General features: G+C 33.2%; 14 protein-coding genes. 7 read left to right on the top strand and 7 right to left on the bottom strand.

Features of this window, described 5'->3' with window-relative positions; all coding sequences use genetic code 11:
- On the bottom strand, window positions 1–297 hold a 297-nt coding region (locus tag VIL26_01645; protein ID HEY8389647.1), incomplete at its 3' end, for a YmaF family protein.
- Between the two features lie 175 nt (window positions 298–472).
- On the opposite strand from VIL26_01645, the gene VIL26_01640 reads away from it, so the two are divergent.
- The 4 genes from VIL26_01640 (at window position 473) to VIL26_01625 (ending at window position 4,847) form a co-directional block, all read left to right on the top strand.
- The gene (locus tag VIL26_01640; GenBank protein HEY8389646.1) at window positions 473–1,156 is read left to right on the top strand and encodes a DUF421 domain-containing protein; all 684 of its coding nucleotides are present in this window, start codon (window positions 473–475) and stop codon (window positions 1,154–1,156) included.
- A gap of 207 nt (window positions 1,157–1,363) precedes the next feature.
- Window positions 1,364–3,250 (top strand): tRNA uridine-5-carboxymethylaminomethyl(34) synthesis enzyme MnmG, encoded by a 1,887-nt coding sequence (mnmG, locus tag VIL26_01635; GenBank protein HEY8389645.1) that lies wholly within the window; start codon window positions 1,364–1,366, stop codon window positions 3,248–3,250.
- Between the two features lie 2 nt (window positions 3,251–3,252).
- Window positions 3,253–3,912, top strand: a complete 660-nt coding sequence (gene rsmG / locus VIL26_01630) for a 16S rRNA (guanine(527)-N(7))-methyltransferase RsmG (GenBank protein ID HEY8389644.1) — start codon at window positions 3,253–3,255, stop codon at window positions 3,910–3,912.
- A 122-nt stretch (window positions 3,913–4,034) separates the two neighbouring features.
- Window positions 4,035–4,847 (top strand): AAA family ATPase, encoded by an 813-nt coding sequence (locus tag VIL26_01625; protein HEY8389643.1) that lies wholly within the window; start codon window positions 4,035–4,037, stop codon window positions 4,845–4,847.
- Between the two features lie 136 nt (window positions 4,848–4,983).
- On the opposite strand, the gene VIL26_01620 is transcribed toward VIL26_01625, so the two are convergent.
- Entirely contained in the window at window positions 4,984–5,721 is a 738-nt protein-coding gene (locus tag VIL26_01620; protein HEY8389642.1) for a CvpA family protein, read from the bottom strand.
- A 92-nt stretch (window positions 5,722–5,813) separates the two neighbouring features.
- Here VIL26_01620 and yyaC point away from each other — a divergent pair, with 92 nt between their 5' ends.
- Window positions 5,814–6,386 carry a spore protease YyaC gene (yyaC, locus tag VIL26_01615; protein HEY8389641.1) on the top strand — a complete coding sequence of 191 codons (573 nt, stop codon included), beginning with the start codon at window positions 5,814–5,816 and terminating at the stop codon, window positions 6,384–6,386.
- Between the two features lie 64 nt (window positions 6,387–6,450).
- Here yyaC and VIL26_01610 read toward each other — a convergent pair whose 3' ends face one another.
- Together VIL26_01610 and VIL26_01605 are read right to left on the bottom strand one after the other, a co-directional pair.
- Entirely contained in the window at window positions 6,451–7,329 is an 879-nt protein-coding gene (locus VIL26_01610) for a ParB/RepB/Spo0J family partition protein (GenBank protein ID HEY8389640.1), read from the bottom strand.
- A 444-nt stretch (window positions 7,330–7,773) separates the two neighbouring features.
- Entirely contained in the window at window positions 7,774–7,947 is a 174-nt protein-coding gene (locus VIL26_01605; protein ID HEY8389639.1) for a hypothetical protein, read from the bottom strand.
- Between the two features lie 162 nt (window positions 7,948–8,109).
- Between VIL26_01605 and VIL26_01600 the strand changes: the two genes are divergently transcribed.
- Window positions 8,110–9,720, top strand: a complete 1,611-nt coding sequence (locus VIL26_01600; GenBank protein HEY8389638.1) for a hypothetical protein — start codon at window positions 8,110–8,112, stop codon at window positions 9,718–9,720.
- Window positions 9,721–9,771: 51 nt separating this feature from the next.
- Here VIL26_01600 and VIL26_01595 read toward each other — a convergent pair whose 3' ends face one another.
- Window positions 9,772–11,922: a heavy metal translocating P-type ATPase gene (locus VIL26_01595; GenBank protein ID HEY8389637.1), complete on the bottom strand. Its 2,151-nt coding sequence runs from the start codon at window positions 11,920–11,922 to the stop codon at window positions 9,772–9,774.
- An 18-nt stretch (window positions 11,923–11,940) separates the two neighbouring features.
- Window positions 11,941–12,273, bottom strand: a complete 333-nt coding sequence (locus VIL26_01590; protein ID HEY8389636.1) for a metalloregulator ArsR/SmtB family transcription factor — start codon at window positions 12,271–12,273, stop codon at window positions 11,941–11,943.
- Window positions 12,274–12,516: 243 nt separating this feature from the next.
- On the opposite strand from VIL26_01590, the gene dnaA reads away from it, so the two are divergent.
- Window positions 12,517–13,905 (top strand): chromosomal replication initiator protein DnaA, encoded by a 1,389-nt coding sequence (dnaA, locus tag VIL26_01585; GenBank protein HEY8389635.1) that lies wholly within the window; start codon window positions 12,517–12,519, stop codon window positions 13,903–13,905.
- A gap of 1 nt (window position 13,906) precedes the next feature.
- Here the strand turns inward: dnaA and VIL26_01580 are convergent, their stop codons facing one another.
- Complete coding sequence (locus VIL26_01580; protein HEY8389634.1) at window positions 13,907–14,299, bottom strand: hypothetical protein; 393 nt, start codon at window positions 14,297–14,299, stop codon at window positions 13,907–13,909.
- Window positions 14,300–14,350: the final 51 nt, after the last annotated feature.

The following is a 14,350-nucleotide window of genomic DNA, read 5'->3' as shown; positions in this document are numbered from 1 at the left end:
ATCATCAACTGTAGTTGCTGCCTTGACGAAATGAACATGTCTGTCTCCTACCTTTATAGCCCCAGATGATACGCCACAAATCTCATGATAATGATCGCCGTAAAAATCTGTTCTTATCTTTATTTTGTGAACATGATCTCCATTAGGAAGAGGAATAGCTTCGCCTGAAACTCCTGCAAAACGGTGAGCATGAGCATCTTCTTTTCGTTCTGCAACTAAAACGCTTCCTAATATTTCATGCACATGGCGTTGAATCTTCTTATCTTTTTCACAATCGCACTTATTATATTCTGACATAATACTTCTCCTTTGTTAAATTATGTAAAAAGCACGATCTTGAAAGGGCTTGTTCAAAAAAGTCTAAAATACTGTTTCTTTTTACATTGTATTTTTTTAAACCTAACTTTGACACAAATTTTAAAAAAATCATTTTTTGACATAATTTACCTGAATTATGGAAAAGTTATAAGTTATGAACGATATATTAAGAGTTTTGTTATCAGCGACCATAGCGTTTTTATATCTTTTGGTAATATCCAAGCTATTAGGCAAAAAGCAAATAGCTGAAATTGACTTTATTAGTTATGTTACAGGCATATCTATTGGTTCAATCGCGGCCGAAATGGCAACCAATCTAGAAGAAAAACCTATATATCTATATCTTATCAGTATGTCAATATTTTTTATTTTTGATTTTCTTATCGGATGGCTTACGCGAAAAGGGTTGTTGTTAGAAAAGATTTTGAAAGGCTCTCCTATAACCATAATAGAAAACGGCAAAATCAATTATAAGGGGCTAAAGAAAAGCAAACTCAATGTTAATGAAGTTTTGGAACTTGTGCGTGAAAAGGGTTATTTTTCGCTTAGCGATATAGCTTTTGGAATTTTTGAAACTAACGGCACTTTTAGCGTTTTGCCTCATGAATATAAAAGTCCAGTTGTCGCAGAAGATCTCAAAATAAAAAAAGATAAAGCAGTTATTTCTTATAACGTCATTATTGACGGCAAAATTTCCAAAAGCACGTTAAAAAAGCTTGGAAAAGACAAAGATTGGATAATCAAAAAATTAGATTTAAACAATCAAAAGCTCAAAAAGATTTTGCTTGCCGCTTATAATGACGACACCAAAAAATTTGATGTTCATTATAAAAGTTAAAATGACATTTTCATATTCTTTCTAATCCTTGTTATACAGTTTATATTAATACTCAGTTTTTAATTGGAATTATATCGGTTTTATCAATCAATATCAAAAAATTTTTACTGCTTTATTCAGACAGTTGCTTTATTTATGTATTGAGTTATATAATTATTTAGCTTTAACAAATAATTATAATAAGCTGTTTTTTAGGAAAAATTTTTGATGACACAAATTAATGACGATAATAATCAATACAATTCTGACTATCGTTTTGATGCAGTAGTAATCGGCGGAGGTCATGCAGCTGCGGAAGCTGCCCTTGCCTGCGCACGCACAGGTCTAAAAACATGCATGCTTATTCTCAATCTCGATTCTATCGGACTTCTTGCATGCAACCCTTCAATAGGCGGAACATCCAAAGGTCATTTGGTTAGAGAAATAGACGCGCTTGGCGGTCAAATGGGCATAGAAGCAGACAAATCCTTAATTCAGCTAAGAATGTTAAACACAAGTAAAGGTGTAGCTGTTCAATCTTTACGCGCCCAGATAGATAAAAACAAATATCACACCAATATGAAAGCAACGCTTGAAAAAACACCTAATCTTAGAATAAGACAAGCGGAAGCTGTAGAGTTGTTAACAGACGGCAAAAAAATTACAGGCGTAAAGACATTATATAATCAGATATATTATGCTGATGCTGTAGTTGTTGCGACAGGCGTCTATTTAAAATCTAACACGATAATAGGATCAATTATAGAAAACAAAGGTCCTTCGGGACTTGCTCGCGCCAATCATCTTTCAGACAGCATCCAAAAGCTTGGACATGAATTGAGAAGATTCAAAACAGGCACTCCTCCCCGTCTGGACGGTAAAACAATAGATTATTCACAATTTGAAATTCAGCACGGTGAACCCAGCTATTCTTTTTCAGCAATGTCTGAATCCGTTCAATATGACCGTATGCCCTGTTATTTAGGCTATACTAATGAAGAAACACATAGAATTATTAGAGAAAACATACATCTTGCGCCTATGTATAGCGGACTTATCAAGGGAACGGGAACAAGGTATTGTCCTTCTATTGAAGATAAGATAATGAGGTTTAAGGATAAAAACCGTCATCAATTTTTTCTAGAACCAGAAGGACTTGACACAGACGAAGTGTATTTGCAAGGAATAAGCACTTCTCTTCCTGTAGATATTCAAGAAAAAATAGTTCATAGCATCAAGGGCTTGGAAAAAGCACATATTATGCGCGATGCTTATGCAATAGAATATGACTGTATTGATCCGCTTTCATTAAAGCCCACTCTAGAAAGCAAATTTATAGAAGGGCTATATTTTGCAGGTCAGATTAACGGTACAAGCGGATATGAAGAAGCTGCATGTCAAGGTCTTATGGCAGGTCTTAATGCGTCTTTGAAAATTCGCAAAAAACCGCCTTTGGTTTTGGGCAGAGACCAGGCATATATAGGCGTTTTGATTGACGACCTTACCACAAAAGGCACTAACGAACCATATAGAATGATGACATCACGTGCAGAGTTTAGACTTAATTTGCGTCAAGACAATGCAGATCTTAGATTAACCCAACTAGGTTATGAGGCTGGGCTTGTTACACAAGAAAGATATCAAAAGTATCTTGACAAGCTTGAAAAAATACAGCAACTTAACTCTTTGCTTGATAAGAGTTTTTCTCCCAAAGCTATTAATCCTCTATTGGAAAAAGCTAACCAGTCATTGATAAAATCAGGCATAACATTAAAAGAGTTATTCAAACGAAACGACATTACAATGGAAATAGTTCGTGAACTTCCCGAACTTAAAGATATTCAGCCCGATGTTATTCAAGAAGTGCTTGTCTCCACACGTTATGAAGGCTATATTGAACGCACAAGACGAAATATTGAAGATGTAAAAAAGCTGGAAGAACTAAAATTGCCTGAAGATTTGGATTATAATTCGCTGAAAGGGCTTAGAATAGAAGCGCGCCAAAAACTGAATAAAATAAGACCGCTTACTCTAGGTCAGGCTTCAAGAATAAGCGGCGTAAATCCTGCAGATATTAATGTTTTGCTCTTGTACCTAAAAACAAAAAAAGGTTAATTATGATAAAAATAGACCAATTATCACTCGCAGTAAATAACGAACCAAAATTTCAAACTTTCTTCAATATGCTGATTGAAGAAAATCAGAAGTTCAATCTTACAGCAATAACCCAAAAAGACGAAGTTTTTCTAAAGCACTTTTTGGACAGCATAACAGCTTGTGATTTAATTGCACAGAACGCTAATGTTTTGGATATAGGTTGCGGCGCAGGCTTTCCTTCAATACCTCTTAAAATTGTCCGCCCTGACCTCAATTTTTTGCTGGTTGATTCATCTTTAAAAAAGATTGGATTTGTGGATCAGGTAATTGATAACTTAGGACTTGCCAATATAAAAACTTTACACACACGCATAGAAGATTTGACTCAAAAAGACTTTGACTATGTTGTGGCTCGTGCAGTTGCTCAGCTTAATGTTCTATGTGAATATGCTTTGCCTTTTTTAAAAATAGGCGGTACTGCTATTTTTTATAAGGCTGACATCAGCCTAGAACTTGACCAGGCAAAACACGCCATAAAATTTTTGGGTGGAAAAATCAAAGATATTATTGAATTTGATCTCAACGGCAATCACAGAACTTTGGTTTTGATTGATAAAATTGCACCGTCTCCAAAAGGCTATCCGCGTCCGCTAAACAAACCCAGAAAAAATCCTTTGTAAAATCGTATCATTTTTTGACGATAATTGTTTTTTTTAAAATTTTTCCTTAATAATTAATATTTGTTTTGATGCTATATTTATGATATAATTATTGATATCAAAGGAGATTGTGTTTTACGATTATGGGAAAGATAATAGCCTTTACCAATCAAAAAGGCGGAGTGGGTAAAACAACAACCTGCATTAATATGTCTGCATATCTTGCAGCTATGGGCAAAAAGGTTTTGTCTGTTGATATGGATCCCCAAGGAAACGCCACCAGCGGTCTAGGAATTCAAAAAAGCAAACTTACCAAATCTATCTATAATGCTCTTATGGGTGATTGTCCTATTGATGATGTTATTGCTCCTACGGGTGTTGACAATCTGGATATCATTCCTTCTAATATCGACCTTGCAGGCGCAGAAGTTGAAATGGTTTATATGGAACAGCGCGAAAAACTTCTGCAGGGTATTTTAAACAAGCTCAAAAATACTTACGACTATATTTGCATTGATTGTCCTCCTTCCCTAGGTCTTCTAACCATCAATGCTCTTACTGCTTGCGACTCTGTAATCATTCCTATTCAAAGTGAATTCTTTGCTCTGGAAGGTTTGAGCCAATTAATGAATACTATTAAACTTGTTAAAAAACATCTCAATCCTACTATTGAAATTGACGGTGTTTTATTGACAATGTTTGACGGAAGATCCAACTTAGTTAATAACGTAGCTGATGAAATTTATAAATATTTTGGAAACAAAGTCTTTGAAGTAAAGATTCCTCGCAATATCAGACTTGGAGAAGCACCCAGCTATGGAATGCCCATTATGCAATATGATCCCAAGAGCTCGGGCGGTTATTCTTATCAAGCATTTACCGAAGAATATCTGACAAGAAATAATGACACCTTTATCAAAATTGAAGACCCTTCTGTTTTGAGAAAAAAATATTAAAATTTACAGCTTTTTATTGATGTCCTTTATTAATGTATAACATATTTTTATTGATGTCCTTTATTAATGTATAACATAAAAAAAAGGCCGCTGTTATTAAGACAGCGGCCTTTTTTTAATTAACATCCAAATAAGTCTAGCCGGTTAGTCCACCCAAAAACTTAGGATTATTAAATATTTTATTTACTATTTCAAAAACTATTTTGCTAAGTTCTTTAGCAACATAAGTTTGTTCAAACGCTGCTTTTACAGGCGCCATAAATGACAAATTGAGTATAAATCCAAACACAATCAATAATAAAGAAACTGTAACAGCGCCTTTTATAAATCCTATAAACAATCCAAAGAATTTATCAATATCATTGATCGTCTTTTGCCCTTTGATCTTGTCAATCAACTTTTCTAATGATCTTATAATTATTCTTAAGATCAAGAACACTACCAAAGCTAGAAGTATATAGAATACAACTTGAGCTAAGAACCTGCCTAATGCATAATTTATCGTTTGCCCTTGATAAGCACCGCCTGTCATTTTACTAATAACCTTGGTCAACAGCGGAACGATTACACTCCACAATCCGCCAATTGCTTCATTAATTTCTTGCTGTGTAGCTCCTATCGTTACTCCGTTAAAGTCAGGTAATTTTGATGAAAAAAATGAAGCAAGACTGCCATTGTCAGCAGCAAACAAATTGTTTATAAACGCAATTTCATAAACCTTATTTCCAAGAAAATATACCACCAAAACAGCTATTACTAACGATATTGCTGTACCAAATAATGAGGTTATTGACTTTAAAGCGCCTTTATACGCCCCGTAAAGCGTGAAAATCAATAATATGCCAATTACTATACCGTCAATTGCTAGCGCCATTAGAAGCCTCCTTTTGCCCTAATCTAACGTATTTTTTTTATCTATGTGGGAATAATTCCCTTATATCAAATTTATTATACTATCTAATGTTTATGAAAACGACTGCATTTTCTTTTGAATCAGATTACACAAGTCTAGCTGACATGCTTTTAAAAAAGCTTAGGCTTTTTAAAACATTGCCTGTTATTTTATGTATAGGCAGCGATCGTATAACTGGTGACTGCTTAGGTCCATTATGCGGCCATCTTCTTGTAAATATTTATAACACACCTTGTTATGTCTATGGTACGCTAAATCTTCCAGTTACAGCTCAAAATCTTCAAACAACATTAGACTTTATCAAGATACGCCATCCAAACCAAAAAATTTGGGCTATTGATGCCAGCATAGGAAATCCAGAAGATATCGGAACAATCAAGCTAACATCGGGTATTTATCCTGGCTCTTTTGTCGGTCATAAGCTGCCAAAAGCCGGTTCTTTGGGAATCTCAGCTTGTGTTGCTTCCAATAGTTCTAATAATTTTCAAACTGCTAAGTTAGGATTTGTATATAAACTTGCTGATAAGATTGCTCAGGCTGTCAACAAAAGCATCAGAGTTCACATAAGTCTGCAAAAAATATACAATTCCGCTTCCGACAATAACATTATATCAGCGGTCAATTAACCAATAATTAGATATCGATTAAAAAACGATTAAAAAAATGTTTCACGTGAAACATTTTTTTCTTTTATATCTTCTTTTTTAAATCTTCTATCAGTTCGCATATTCTTTCAAGATCGTCTCTTGAAAAATAATCTATATATATTCTACCTTTTGCATCGTTTCCTATAGCTGTAACTTTGGTTGCAAAAACTCTTTGCATATCATATATAAGTTCTTTTAATTCTAAACTCTGTTCAGGTGCAGGTTTAGGTTCAGGTTTGGGCGCTAAATACTTTTTTACCGCACTTTCAAGATCTCTAACCGACATTTGCTTTTCAACTGCAATTTTGGCTAGCTTGAGCTGTCCTTCTTGATCTTCTATTGCTAAAAGTGCGCGTGCGTGACCTGCACTAAGACTTCCCTTCAAAATCATATCTATTATCTCTTTGTTAAGAGTTAGAAGTCTTAAAGTATTTGTTATAGCAGGACGGCTTTTACCCAATCTTTCTGCAACTTTTTCTTGAGTGTAGTTATATTCATTCATTAATTGCTTTATTGCTTTTGCTGCTTCTATAGGATTGAGATCTTCTCTTTGTAAGTTTTCAATCAAAGAAATTTCGCTTACTTTTTGATCAGAATAATCTTTTATGATAGCCGGAACTTTTAACAGACCAGCAATTTTGGAAGCTCGCCATCTGCGTTCTCCTGCGATTATCATATATCTGTCATCTCTTTTTGTAACAATGAGAGGCTGTATAACGCCATGAATTTTTATAGAATCAGCAAGTTCATTAAGAGCCTGCTCATCAAAAGTTTTTCTAGGCTGATTAGGGTTAGGAAATATCTTATCAATTTCAACTTCACTTTCTTGTTCTATTACTTCAACAGTCTGCATTTTGTTGGCATAATCGTTATCTCCAAACAACGAATCAAGTCCTCTGCCCAAACCCCTTTTTATTGCCATAACAGTCTCCTCTGTTTTTTTTATATTTTATCATATATACAGGTATTTTTCAATTTAAATTATATAAATCATTAGTTATGATAACATAATTAAAAATTTATCCACAAAGCTGTATAAAATGTGAGTGAAAATGTGTATAATTGTTAATTAATTAGATTTTGAAAACACTTTTTGCGCAAAAATTAATTTTGAATTGAAATTTAAAATTGAAAAGTTGTTAACCTTTTGAAAACTCTGTTGATAACTTTTTTGAATGTGTTAAATAATCTTGATAAGTTTTCAACAACAATATAAGATTATAAAATACAATATAAAGGGTTTTTGAATATATGTTTTTGACGATTTTGTGTTCTACTCTATTTATCCACAATTTAACTCCCATCTATTACTAACGCTACTATTTAAAAAAATATAAACATATAGAAAGAAACTAAAATTTAAATTTCACTGTGTATAATTTTTTTTAATATGTTTTGAAAGTCGAATATGTCTTGTCAAAATGTCATTATAATATGTAGGTTTATCATAAAAAGGATCTGTTATTTTCATTTCTTTTAAGATCTGCTCTTTATCATAATCAGACATTTTGGTTATTTTAATAGTATCTTTATTTTCCATAAGCTTTCTCCTTTATTATATATATTATGATTTTTGTGACTAAGATGGTTAAAGTCGTATTTTGTTTGACTATTGGGGAATGCTTATGTATAATTTATTGTACCGCATTTTAAAATTTATTTTTATGATAAGGTGTTTAGATTTTACCATATGGTGGACAAAATGAAGAAAAAAATTTTTGTTGTTTTTATTGCCTTTATAATGATGTTCGGCGCATTAGCAGGATGCGGTGGACGTTATCCTTCAATAGATGTTAATGAAACTCCTGACAATAAATATGCTGTTACCAGCAATGGCGGTATGGCTGTTCAATGGGGTGATTTTATTTATTTTATTAATGGTTATAAAGCTATTGCAGACACCACCGGAAAAAATAATGTTTGGGGTGATGTAGTAAAAGGCGGAATTTATTATGCTAAACTTACTGAAGGCTCTCAAAAAGAAGTAACTGATTATTACGGTACTTACACCACTTATGATAACAGCGATAATGAGTTTAACGATGAGTTTAGCGGTTTTATAACAGAAAAAAGAACTTACGAAGATGAAAATGATGAAGAACAAGAAATAGATCAAATTGTTGTTAAACCCGTTGTGTCTAAGCTTGTAACAAACGGTGGATATATCAACGGCGGGATTTATATCATTGATGATTATATCTATTATACTTCCCCTACTACATTAAAGGATAAAAAGGGAAATATTCAATATAACCTAGTTGACTTTTATAGGACAAGAGTTGACGGAAAGCAAACTCAATTTTTGTATCGTTCTAAAGATACATCCGCAAAGCCTGTTTATGGATATTATAAGTTTGGTGATTCGGTATATGTAGTTGTTTATGAAGCAAGTCAAAAGAAAATATACAGTGTAAGAGTTACATCCAAAAAGGTTTATAAAGAAACAGTTTTGGCAGAAGATGTAACAAGCGCAATATTGCCTCAAAAAGATGTTTATTACCCTGGTATGTCTCAAGATATGCCTGAAGATTATATTTATTATACAAGAGAGATTGATAAAAAATATGATACTGAAGAAACTTCGGGAAATATAGTTGAAAGAGTAAGACCTAACGGTAATGAAAGAAATAAGATTCTTACCAAAACAACATATACTCTGGACAAAGTATCTCAAGGCTATTTGTTCTACTTTACTCAAGATTCTGTAAACAAAACATATCATGCTCAAAGTTTTGTAGGTTATAGTTCTGAAAATTATGAGCCCAATCCTATAGAAGTATTTTCTGAAAAAGTAAATGATGCACCTGATGCTGTCTTTGGAATCGTGTATAATAGAAGCACTGAAGACTTTGTTGCATTAGCTGTAACTGGTTCAGCTACCAACAGATATTCATATGGAAAAAGCACATATTCAACACTTTTAAGCATAAAAACAAAATTATTAAAAGTTGTTGATAATGATGCTTATTATCTGGAATATACTTCTTCAGATTCAAATTCAGATTCAAGTTCTGATGTTACAACAGGAAAATTATATAAAATAAATTATTTTACTGGCGAATACAAGGCTATTACACATTATAATATTAAAATTGATTTCTTAGGAATTGATGTTGCGGGCGGTTATGTTTTTTATCTTTCTTCTTATAACGAAATAGCAGAAAGCATAGAAAATGACAATAAAGAAATGGTTCCTATGCTGGCTAAAACATCAGAATATCTAAGATTACAAAATCTAAAAGCTTCCAATAATAAAGAATGGGATTTGGGCAAGCTTGATAAAAAAGATTATCCCGATCCTGATGAAGAATAAGTAAAATTATAAAAAAAATTAAACCCCTTACATTTTGTAAGGGGTTTTTTGTTAGTTGTGTTTTTCTTTTTGTATTTTTATTTTCTTTTTTCCAAACTTTAATATTGTTTGTGCTATCATGACCGCAACAAGAGCAATTCCTACATCGGCCAATTCTGCGAGCAATAAGGATTGTAATTGAGGTATAAAGTTTATAAACATTATCGTAAGCTTTACTGCAAGCACTAAGATAATATTAAGCAAAACTATGAATTTAGTGTATTTGGATAATGAAATCATTTGAGGAAGCTTGGATAGTTCATCTGTCATTATTACCATATCGGATGATTCCATAGAAACGTCGCTTCCCAATGCGCCCATTGATATTCCTATATCAGCTCTCGAAATTGCTAAGACATCGTTTATGCCCTCGCCCACAAAAGCTGTCTTTTTACCTTTTTCTATATAACCTTCAACAATATTGAGTTTGTCTTCAGGCAAGCATTGAGCATGATATTCGTCAAGTCCTGTCAAATCGGATACCCTCAAAGCGACTTCCGCGTTATCCCCTGTTACCATGACTGTTTGCTTTATGCCTAAATTTTTTAGTTCTTTTATGCTTTCTTTTGCTTCAGGCTTTACTGTGTCTTGTAACAAAACCGCTCCAATGTACTTATTATCTTTAGCAACATATATAACCGAACCATTGAGCTTTTGATCCGGAGTAACTCCGTTATTAACAAGAAAATCATAATTTCCAGCAAAATGAATATGATTATCAATCACCGCTTTAACGCCTAAGCCTACAAAACTTTTGTGTTCAGAGATCTTGGAAAGATCAATATTTTGATTGACTTTTCTCATAACAGCGCGAGCAAGCGGATGCGAACTGTAACTTTCGGCGTATGCAGCTGTTGTTATTACATCGTCTTGTGAATAATTTTTTGAAGGGATAATTTGACTTACTTCAAAAACGCCAGTTGTCAAAGTGCCGGTTTTATCAAAAATAAATGTGTCAATTTGTGATAACTTTTCTAGATAGTCAGTGCCTTTAAATAAAACGCCGTTTCTGGATGCTGCTCCTATTCCGCAAAAATAGCTTACAGGAATAGAAAGCACAAGCGCACAAGGACAAGACACGATCAAAAATGTCAATGCTGTTTTTGCCCAAGTACCCCACATTGATGCATTCATTTGCATAATATGCGGAATTATAAGTCCTATAATCAAGGCAATGCCAACTACCACAGGTGTATAAACTCTAGAAAACTTGGTTATAAACTGTTCGCTTTTAGATTTTTTTGAAGAAGCTTTTTCCACAAGCTCCATAATTTTGGATGCCGTACTTTCTTTATAAAGCCGCGTCACGCTTACTGTCAGAGAGTTTTGCAGATTAATGCTGCCAGAAAGTATTTCATCCCCTGGAATAACGGTTTTTGGCAAACTTTCTCCTGTCAGGGAAGAAGTATCGAGTGTACTTGTTCCTTCGACTACAACACCGTCTAAAGCCGCCATTTCGCCTGCTTTTAGCAATATTTTGTCTCCAACTTTTATATTGTCTGGATGTGTGGTTTGCGTATTGTTATTTTGGTCAAAAAACGTTATAACGTGTTCATGATTTCCGATAAGTGATTTTATATGATCTCGGCTTTTATTTACAGCCAAATCCTGCAGAAACTCACCTATTTGATAAAAAAGCATTATAGTTACGCCTTCAAAATATTCTCCCAGTATAAATGCGCCTATAGTAGCGATCGTCATAAGAAAGTTTTCATCAAAAAGCCTTAACCTAAACAGGTTTTTGAAAAACTTATACAACACATTGTAAGAAATCATAAGATATGCTATAAGATATCCAATAATCAGATATATTCCATCCAAAAAACCGCTAAGTTCAAAAGCAAACCAAACGATTAAGAAAACTAAGCCTATCAGCTTAATAAAATTGTCCAAAGAGAAAATGTGTTTTTTTGTCTCTATCGCGTCTTGTTTTTTTGCCTCGGTGTCTTGTATAACAGCTTGCGGTTCTAATGTTTTTACTGTTTTGGAGATTAAATGAAATATTTCCTTTTGGTCAAGATTATCATCATATTCAAAGAACAGTTTTTGAGCGGGAAAATTATAAGACACATTTTTTAACTCTTTGAGTTTTTTTAGTTCTTGTTCTACTTTGCCTGCACATACAGCACAGTCTATTTCAGTAATTTTATAAACCTTTTTCATAAGTTCTTTTCCTTTTACCTAATTAACTATTTCTTGAGCATGGTCCGAAGCTGAATTGATTATTGAATAAATATGATCGTCAGCCAAAAAGTAAGCGACATTTTTCCCCTGTTTTTTGGAATATAAAAGTCGCATTCTCTTTAGCATACCCAATTGATGGCTTACTGCCGAATGAGTCATCTCCAGATTATTAGCAATATCGCATACATTAAGCCCGTCTGAAATTGACAACAAAAGCATAATCTTAAGCCTTGTAGGATCAGATAATGCTTTTAAAAATCCTGCCATTACATCTACCGTCTGATCTGAAAACGGTATTTTGATTTGTTTTACTTCCTGGCAATTATGCATATCGTGTCTCCTTTATTTGTTGAATATATGAACAACTATTCATACATCATTATAATATCACAGCGGTATATATGTGTCAAATATATTTACCAATAAATAATAAATAAAACAAAAAGGAAGTTTTAGTTGAAAATAAATGTCTTAAATAGTATAATAATTTTTACCCCAATTGAGTTTAGTTTATATAGTTATATTAAATATATATCGGGTATTTTTTAAGTAATTTTAGAAGGGTATATTTCAATGAACGATTTTGATTTAGAACAAAGTCAAAACCAAAAAAGTGAATACGACGAGTTATGGAATGAAATATTGCAGGAACTAGAAACTGCTATTTCTGCAGTAAGCTTTGACGTCTTTATAAAATCAATGAAGCCTCTAACTGTAAAAGATGAGAAGCTTGTTTTGATGTGTGAAACTAACGCTAATAAGGCTGTTATAGTGAAAAATTATCTAAAGCAAATAAATGCGGCTATAGCTAAGAGATATCCTCATCTAAGTGCGCTTGTCATAACTTCTGCTGAAAAGGATGAATTTATAAGCAAGCCTGATGAATTTTTGGACTTATCTCCTAATCCTGTAGAACAGCCGACATCAAGCATATTTAATCCAAAATACACATTTGATAATTTTGTAGTTGGAAAAAGCAACCAATTTGTTTATGCTGCGGCGCGAGCTGTAACTGAAAACACAGGAAATTCATATAACCCGTTATTCATTTATGGGGGAGTCGGACTTGGAAAGACTCACATTATGCATGCCGTAGGCAATTATATAACTCAAAAACGTCCTGAATTAAAGGTTTTGTATGTTACATGCGAACGCTTTATGAACGAACTTATTGATTCTATTCGTTCAGGAAACAAAGATCGCAGCAACTCGATGAATTTTAGAAACCGCTATAGAAATATTGATATTTTGATGGTGGATGATATACAGTTTATTGCCAATAAGACAAGCACTCAAGAAGAGTTTTTTCATACTTTTAATGATTTGCATGACAAGGGCAAGCAAATTATTATTTCCAGCGATCGTCCGCCCAAAGAAATAAATCCTTTGGAAGAGAGATTAAGAAGCCGTTTTGGATGGGGACTTATAGCTGATATTCAGCCTCCAGATTTTGAAACAAGGCTTGCTATTTTGCAAAAGAAAGCATTAATTCAAAACTATAATATTTCGGATGATGTTTTGGCATATATCGCTGAACAAAACGATTCAAACGTTAGAGTTTTGGAAGAAAACTTGACTAGAGTTTATTTCCATTCAAAGTTATTTGAAGAACCTCTTACAGTAGAACTTGCTGCAAAAGTGCTAAAAGACAGCACAGGCGAAGCCAATGAAGCTTTGTCAATTGATGTTATTATTGATACATGCTGCAGATATTATAAGGTTACGAAAGAAGATCTGTTTAGCAAAAAGAAAAACAAAGAAATTGTCTATCCAAGACAAATGTGTATTTATCTTATAACTGAAATTTTGTCTATGCCTTTAGCTACTATAGGACAGATATTTGGCGGTCGCGATCATACTACTATCATGTATGCACGCGATAAGATAGCTGCAGAACTCAAAAACAATCCACGCATAAAAACAGCATGCCAAGATATAAGAAATATCATTTATAAAAAATAATTTACTTTTTTTGCTCTCCTCTAATTTTATATGGAGATAATAAAGATTTTGTTTTGGATATATTTGAAACTTGAATCGTTTCATCGTGATTAATCGAAGCTGGTATATCTATGGGCTGTTCGTCCAAAGATGTATCAGCTTCCTGTTTTTGTTCTGAGCTTGCTGGAATAGTTTCATTTAAAACATCTTCATTTACATCATCAAATTGATTTGGTGTTGAAGCTATTATAGTTTGGTCTTCTAGTGATGTTGTAACTAAAACATCTTTTTCATCTAAATGATCTTGAAAAATTATATTATCAGACGCATATATATCTTGATTTGCGTCATCTTCATATAATTTTATTAGATATTGCTCTTCATCAAATTCCATTATATCGTTGTCATCAGCCATAAATTTTACCCTCTTATAAAAATGTTATTATAAGATATAGCAAAACTATGC

This window comes from Clostridia bacterium (assembly GCA_036562685.1).
GTDB lineage: Bacteria > Bacillota > Clostridia > Christensenellales > DUVY01 > DUVY01.
The sequence above is the reverse complement of the archived record's forward strand: the minus strand, read 5'-3'. Positions and strand labels throughout refer to the sequence as shown.

What these genes read in the sequence shown, in the direction of transcription:
- VIL26_01600 (HEY8389638.1), top strand. Translation starts at nt 8,110, where the DNA reads ATGAAGAAAAAAATTTTTGTTGTTTTTATTGCCTTTATAATGATGTTC.
- rsmG (HEY8389644.1), top strand. Translation starts at nt 3,253, where the DNA reads ATGATAAAAATAGACCAATTATCACTCGCAGTAAATAACGAACCAAAA.
- VIL26_01605 (HEY8389639.1), bottom strand. Translation starts at nt 7,947, where the DNA reads ATGGAAAATAAAGATACTATTAAAATAACCAAAATGTCTGATTATGAT.
- yyaC (HEY8389641.1), top strand. Translation starts at nt 5,814, where the DNA reads ATGAAAACGACTGCATTTTCTTTTGAATCAGATTACACAAGTCTAGCT.
- VIL26_01595 (HEY8389637.1), bottom strand. Translation starts at nt 11,922, where the DNA reads ATGAAAAAGGTTTATAAAATTACTGAAATAGACTGTGCTGTATGTGCA.
- VIL26_01620 (HEY8389642.1), bottom strand. Translation starts at nt 5,721, where the DNA reads ATGGCGCTAGCAATTGACGGTATAGTAATTGGCATATTATTGATTTTC.
- dnaA (HEY8389635.1), top strand. Translation starts at nt 12,517, where the DNA reads ATGAACGATTTTGATTTAGAACAAAGTCAAAACCAAAAAAGTGAATAC.
- VIL26_01610 (HEY8389640.1), bottom strand. Translation starts at nt 7,329, where the DNA reads ATGGCAATAAAAAGGGGTTTGGGCAGAGGACTTGATTCGTTGTTTGGA.
- VIL26_01625 (HEY8389643.1), top strand. Translation starts at nt 4,035, where the DNA reads ATGGGAAAGATAATAGCCTTTACCAATCAAAAAGGCGGAGTGGGTAAA.
- VIL26_01580 (HEY8389634.1), bottom strand. Translation starts at nt 14,299, where the DNA reads ATGGCTGATGACAACGATATAATGGAATTTGATGAAGAGCAATATCTA.
- mnmG (HEY8389645.1), top strand. Translation starts at nt 1,364, where the DNA reads ATGACACAAATTAATGACGATAATAATCAATACAATTCTGACTATCGT.
- VIL26_01640 (HEY8389646.1), top strand. Translation starts at nt 473, where the DNA reads ATGAACGATATATTAAGAGTTTTGTTATCAGCGACCATAGCGTTTTTA.
- VIL26_01590 (HEY8389636.1), bottom strand. Translation starts at nt 12,273, where the DNA reads ATGCATAATTGCCAGGAAGTAAAACAAATCAAAATACCGTTTTCAGAT.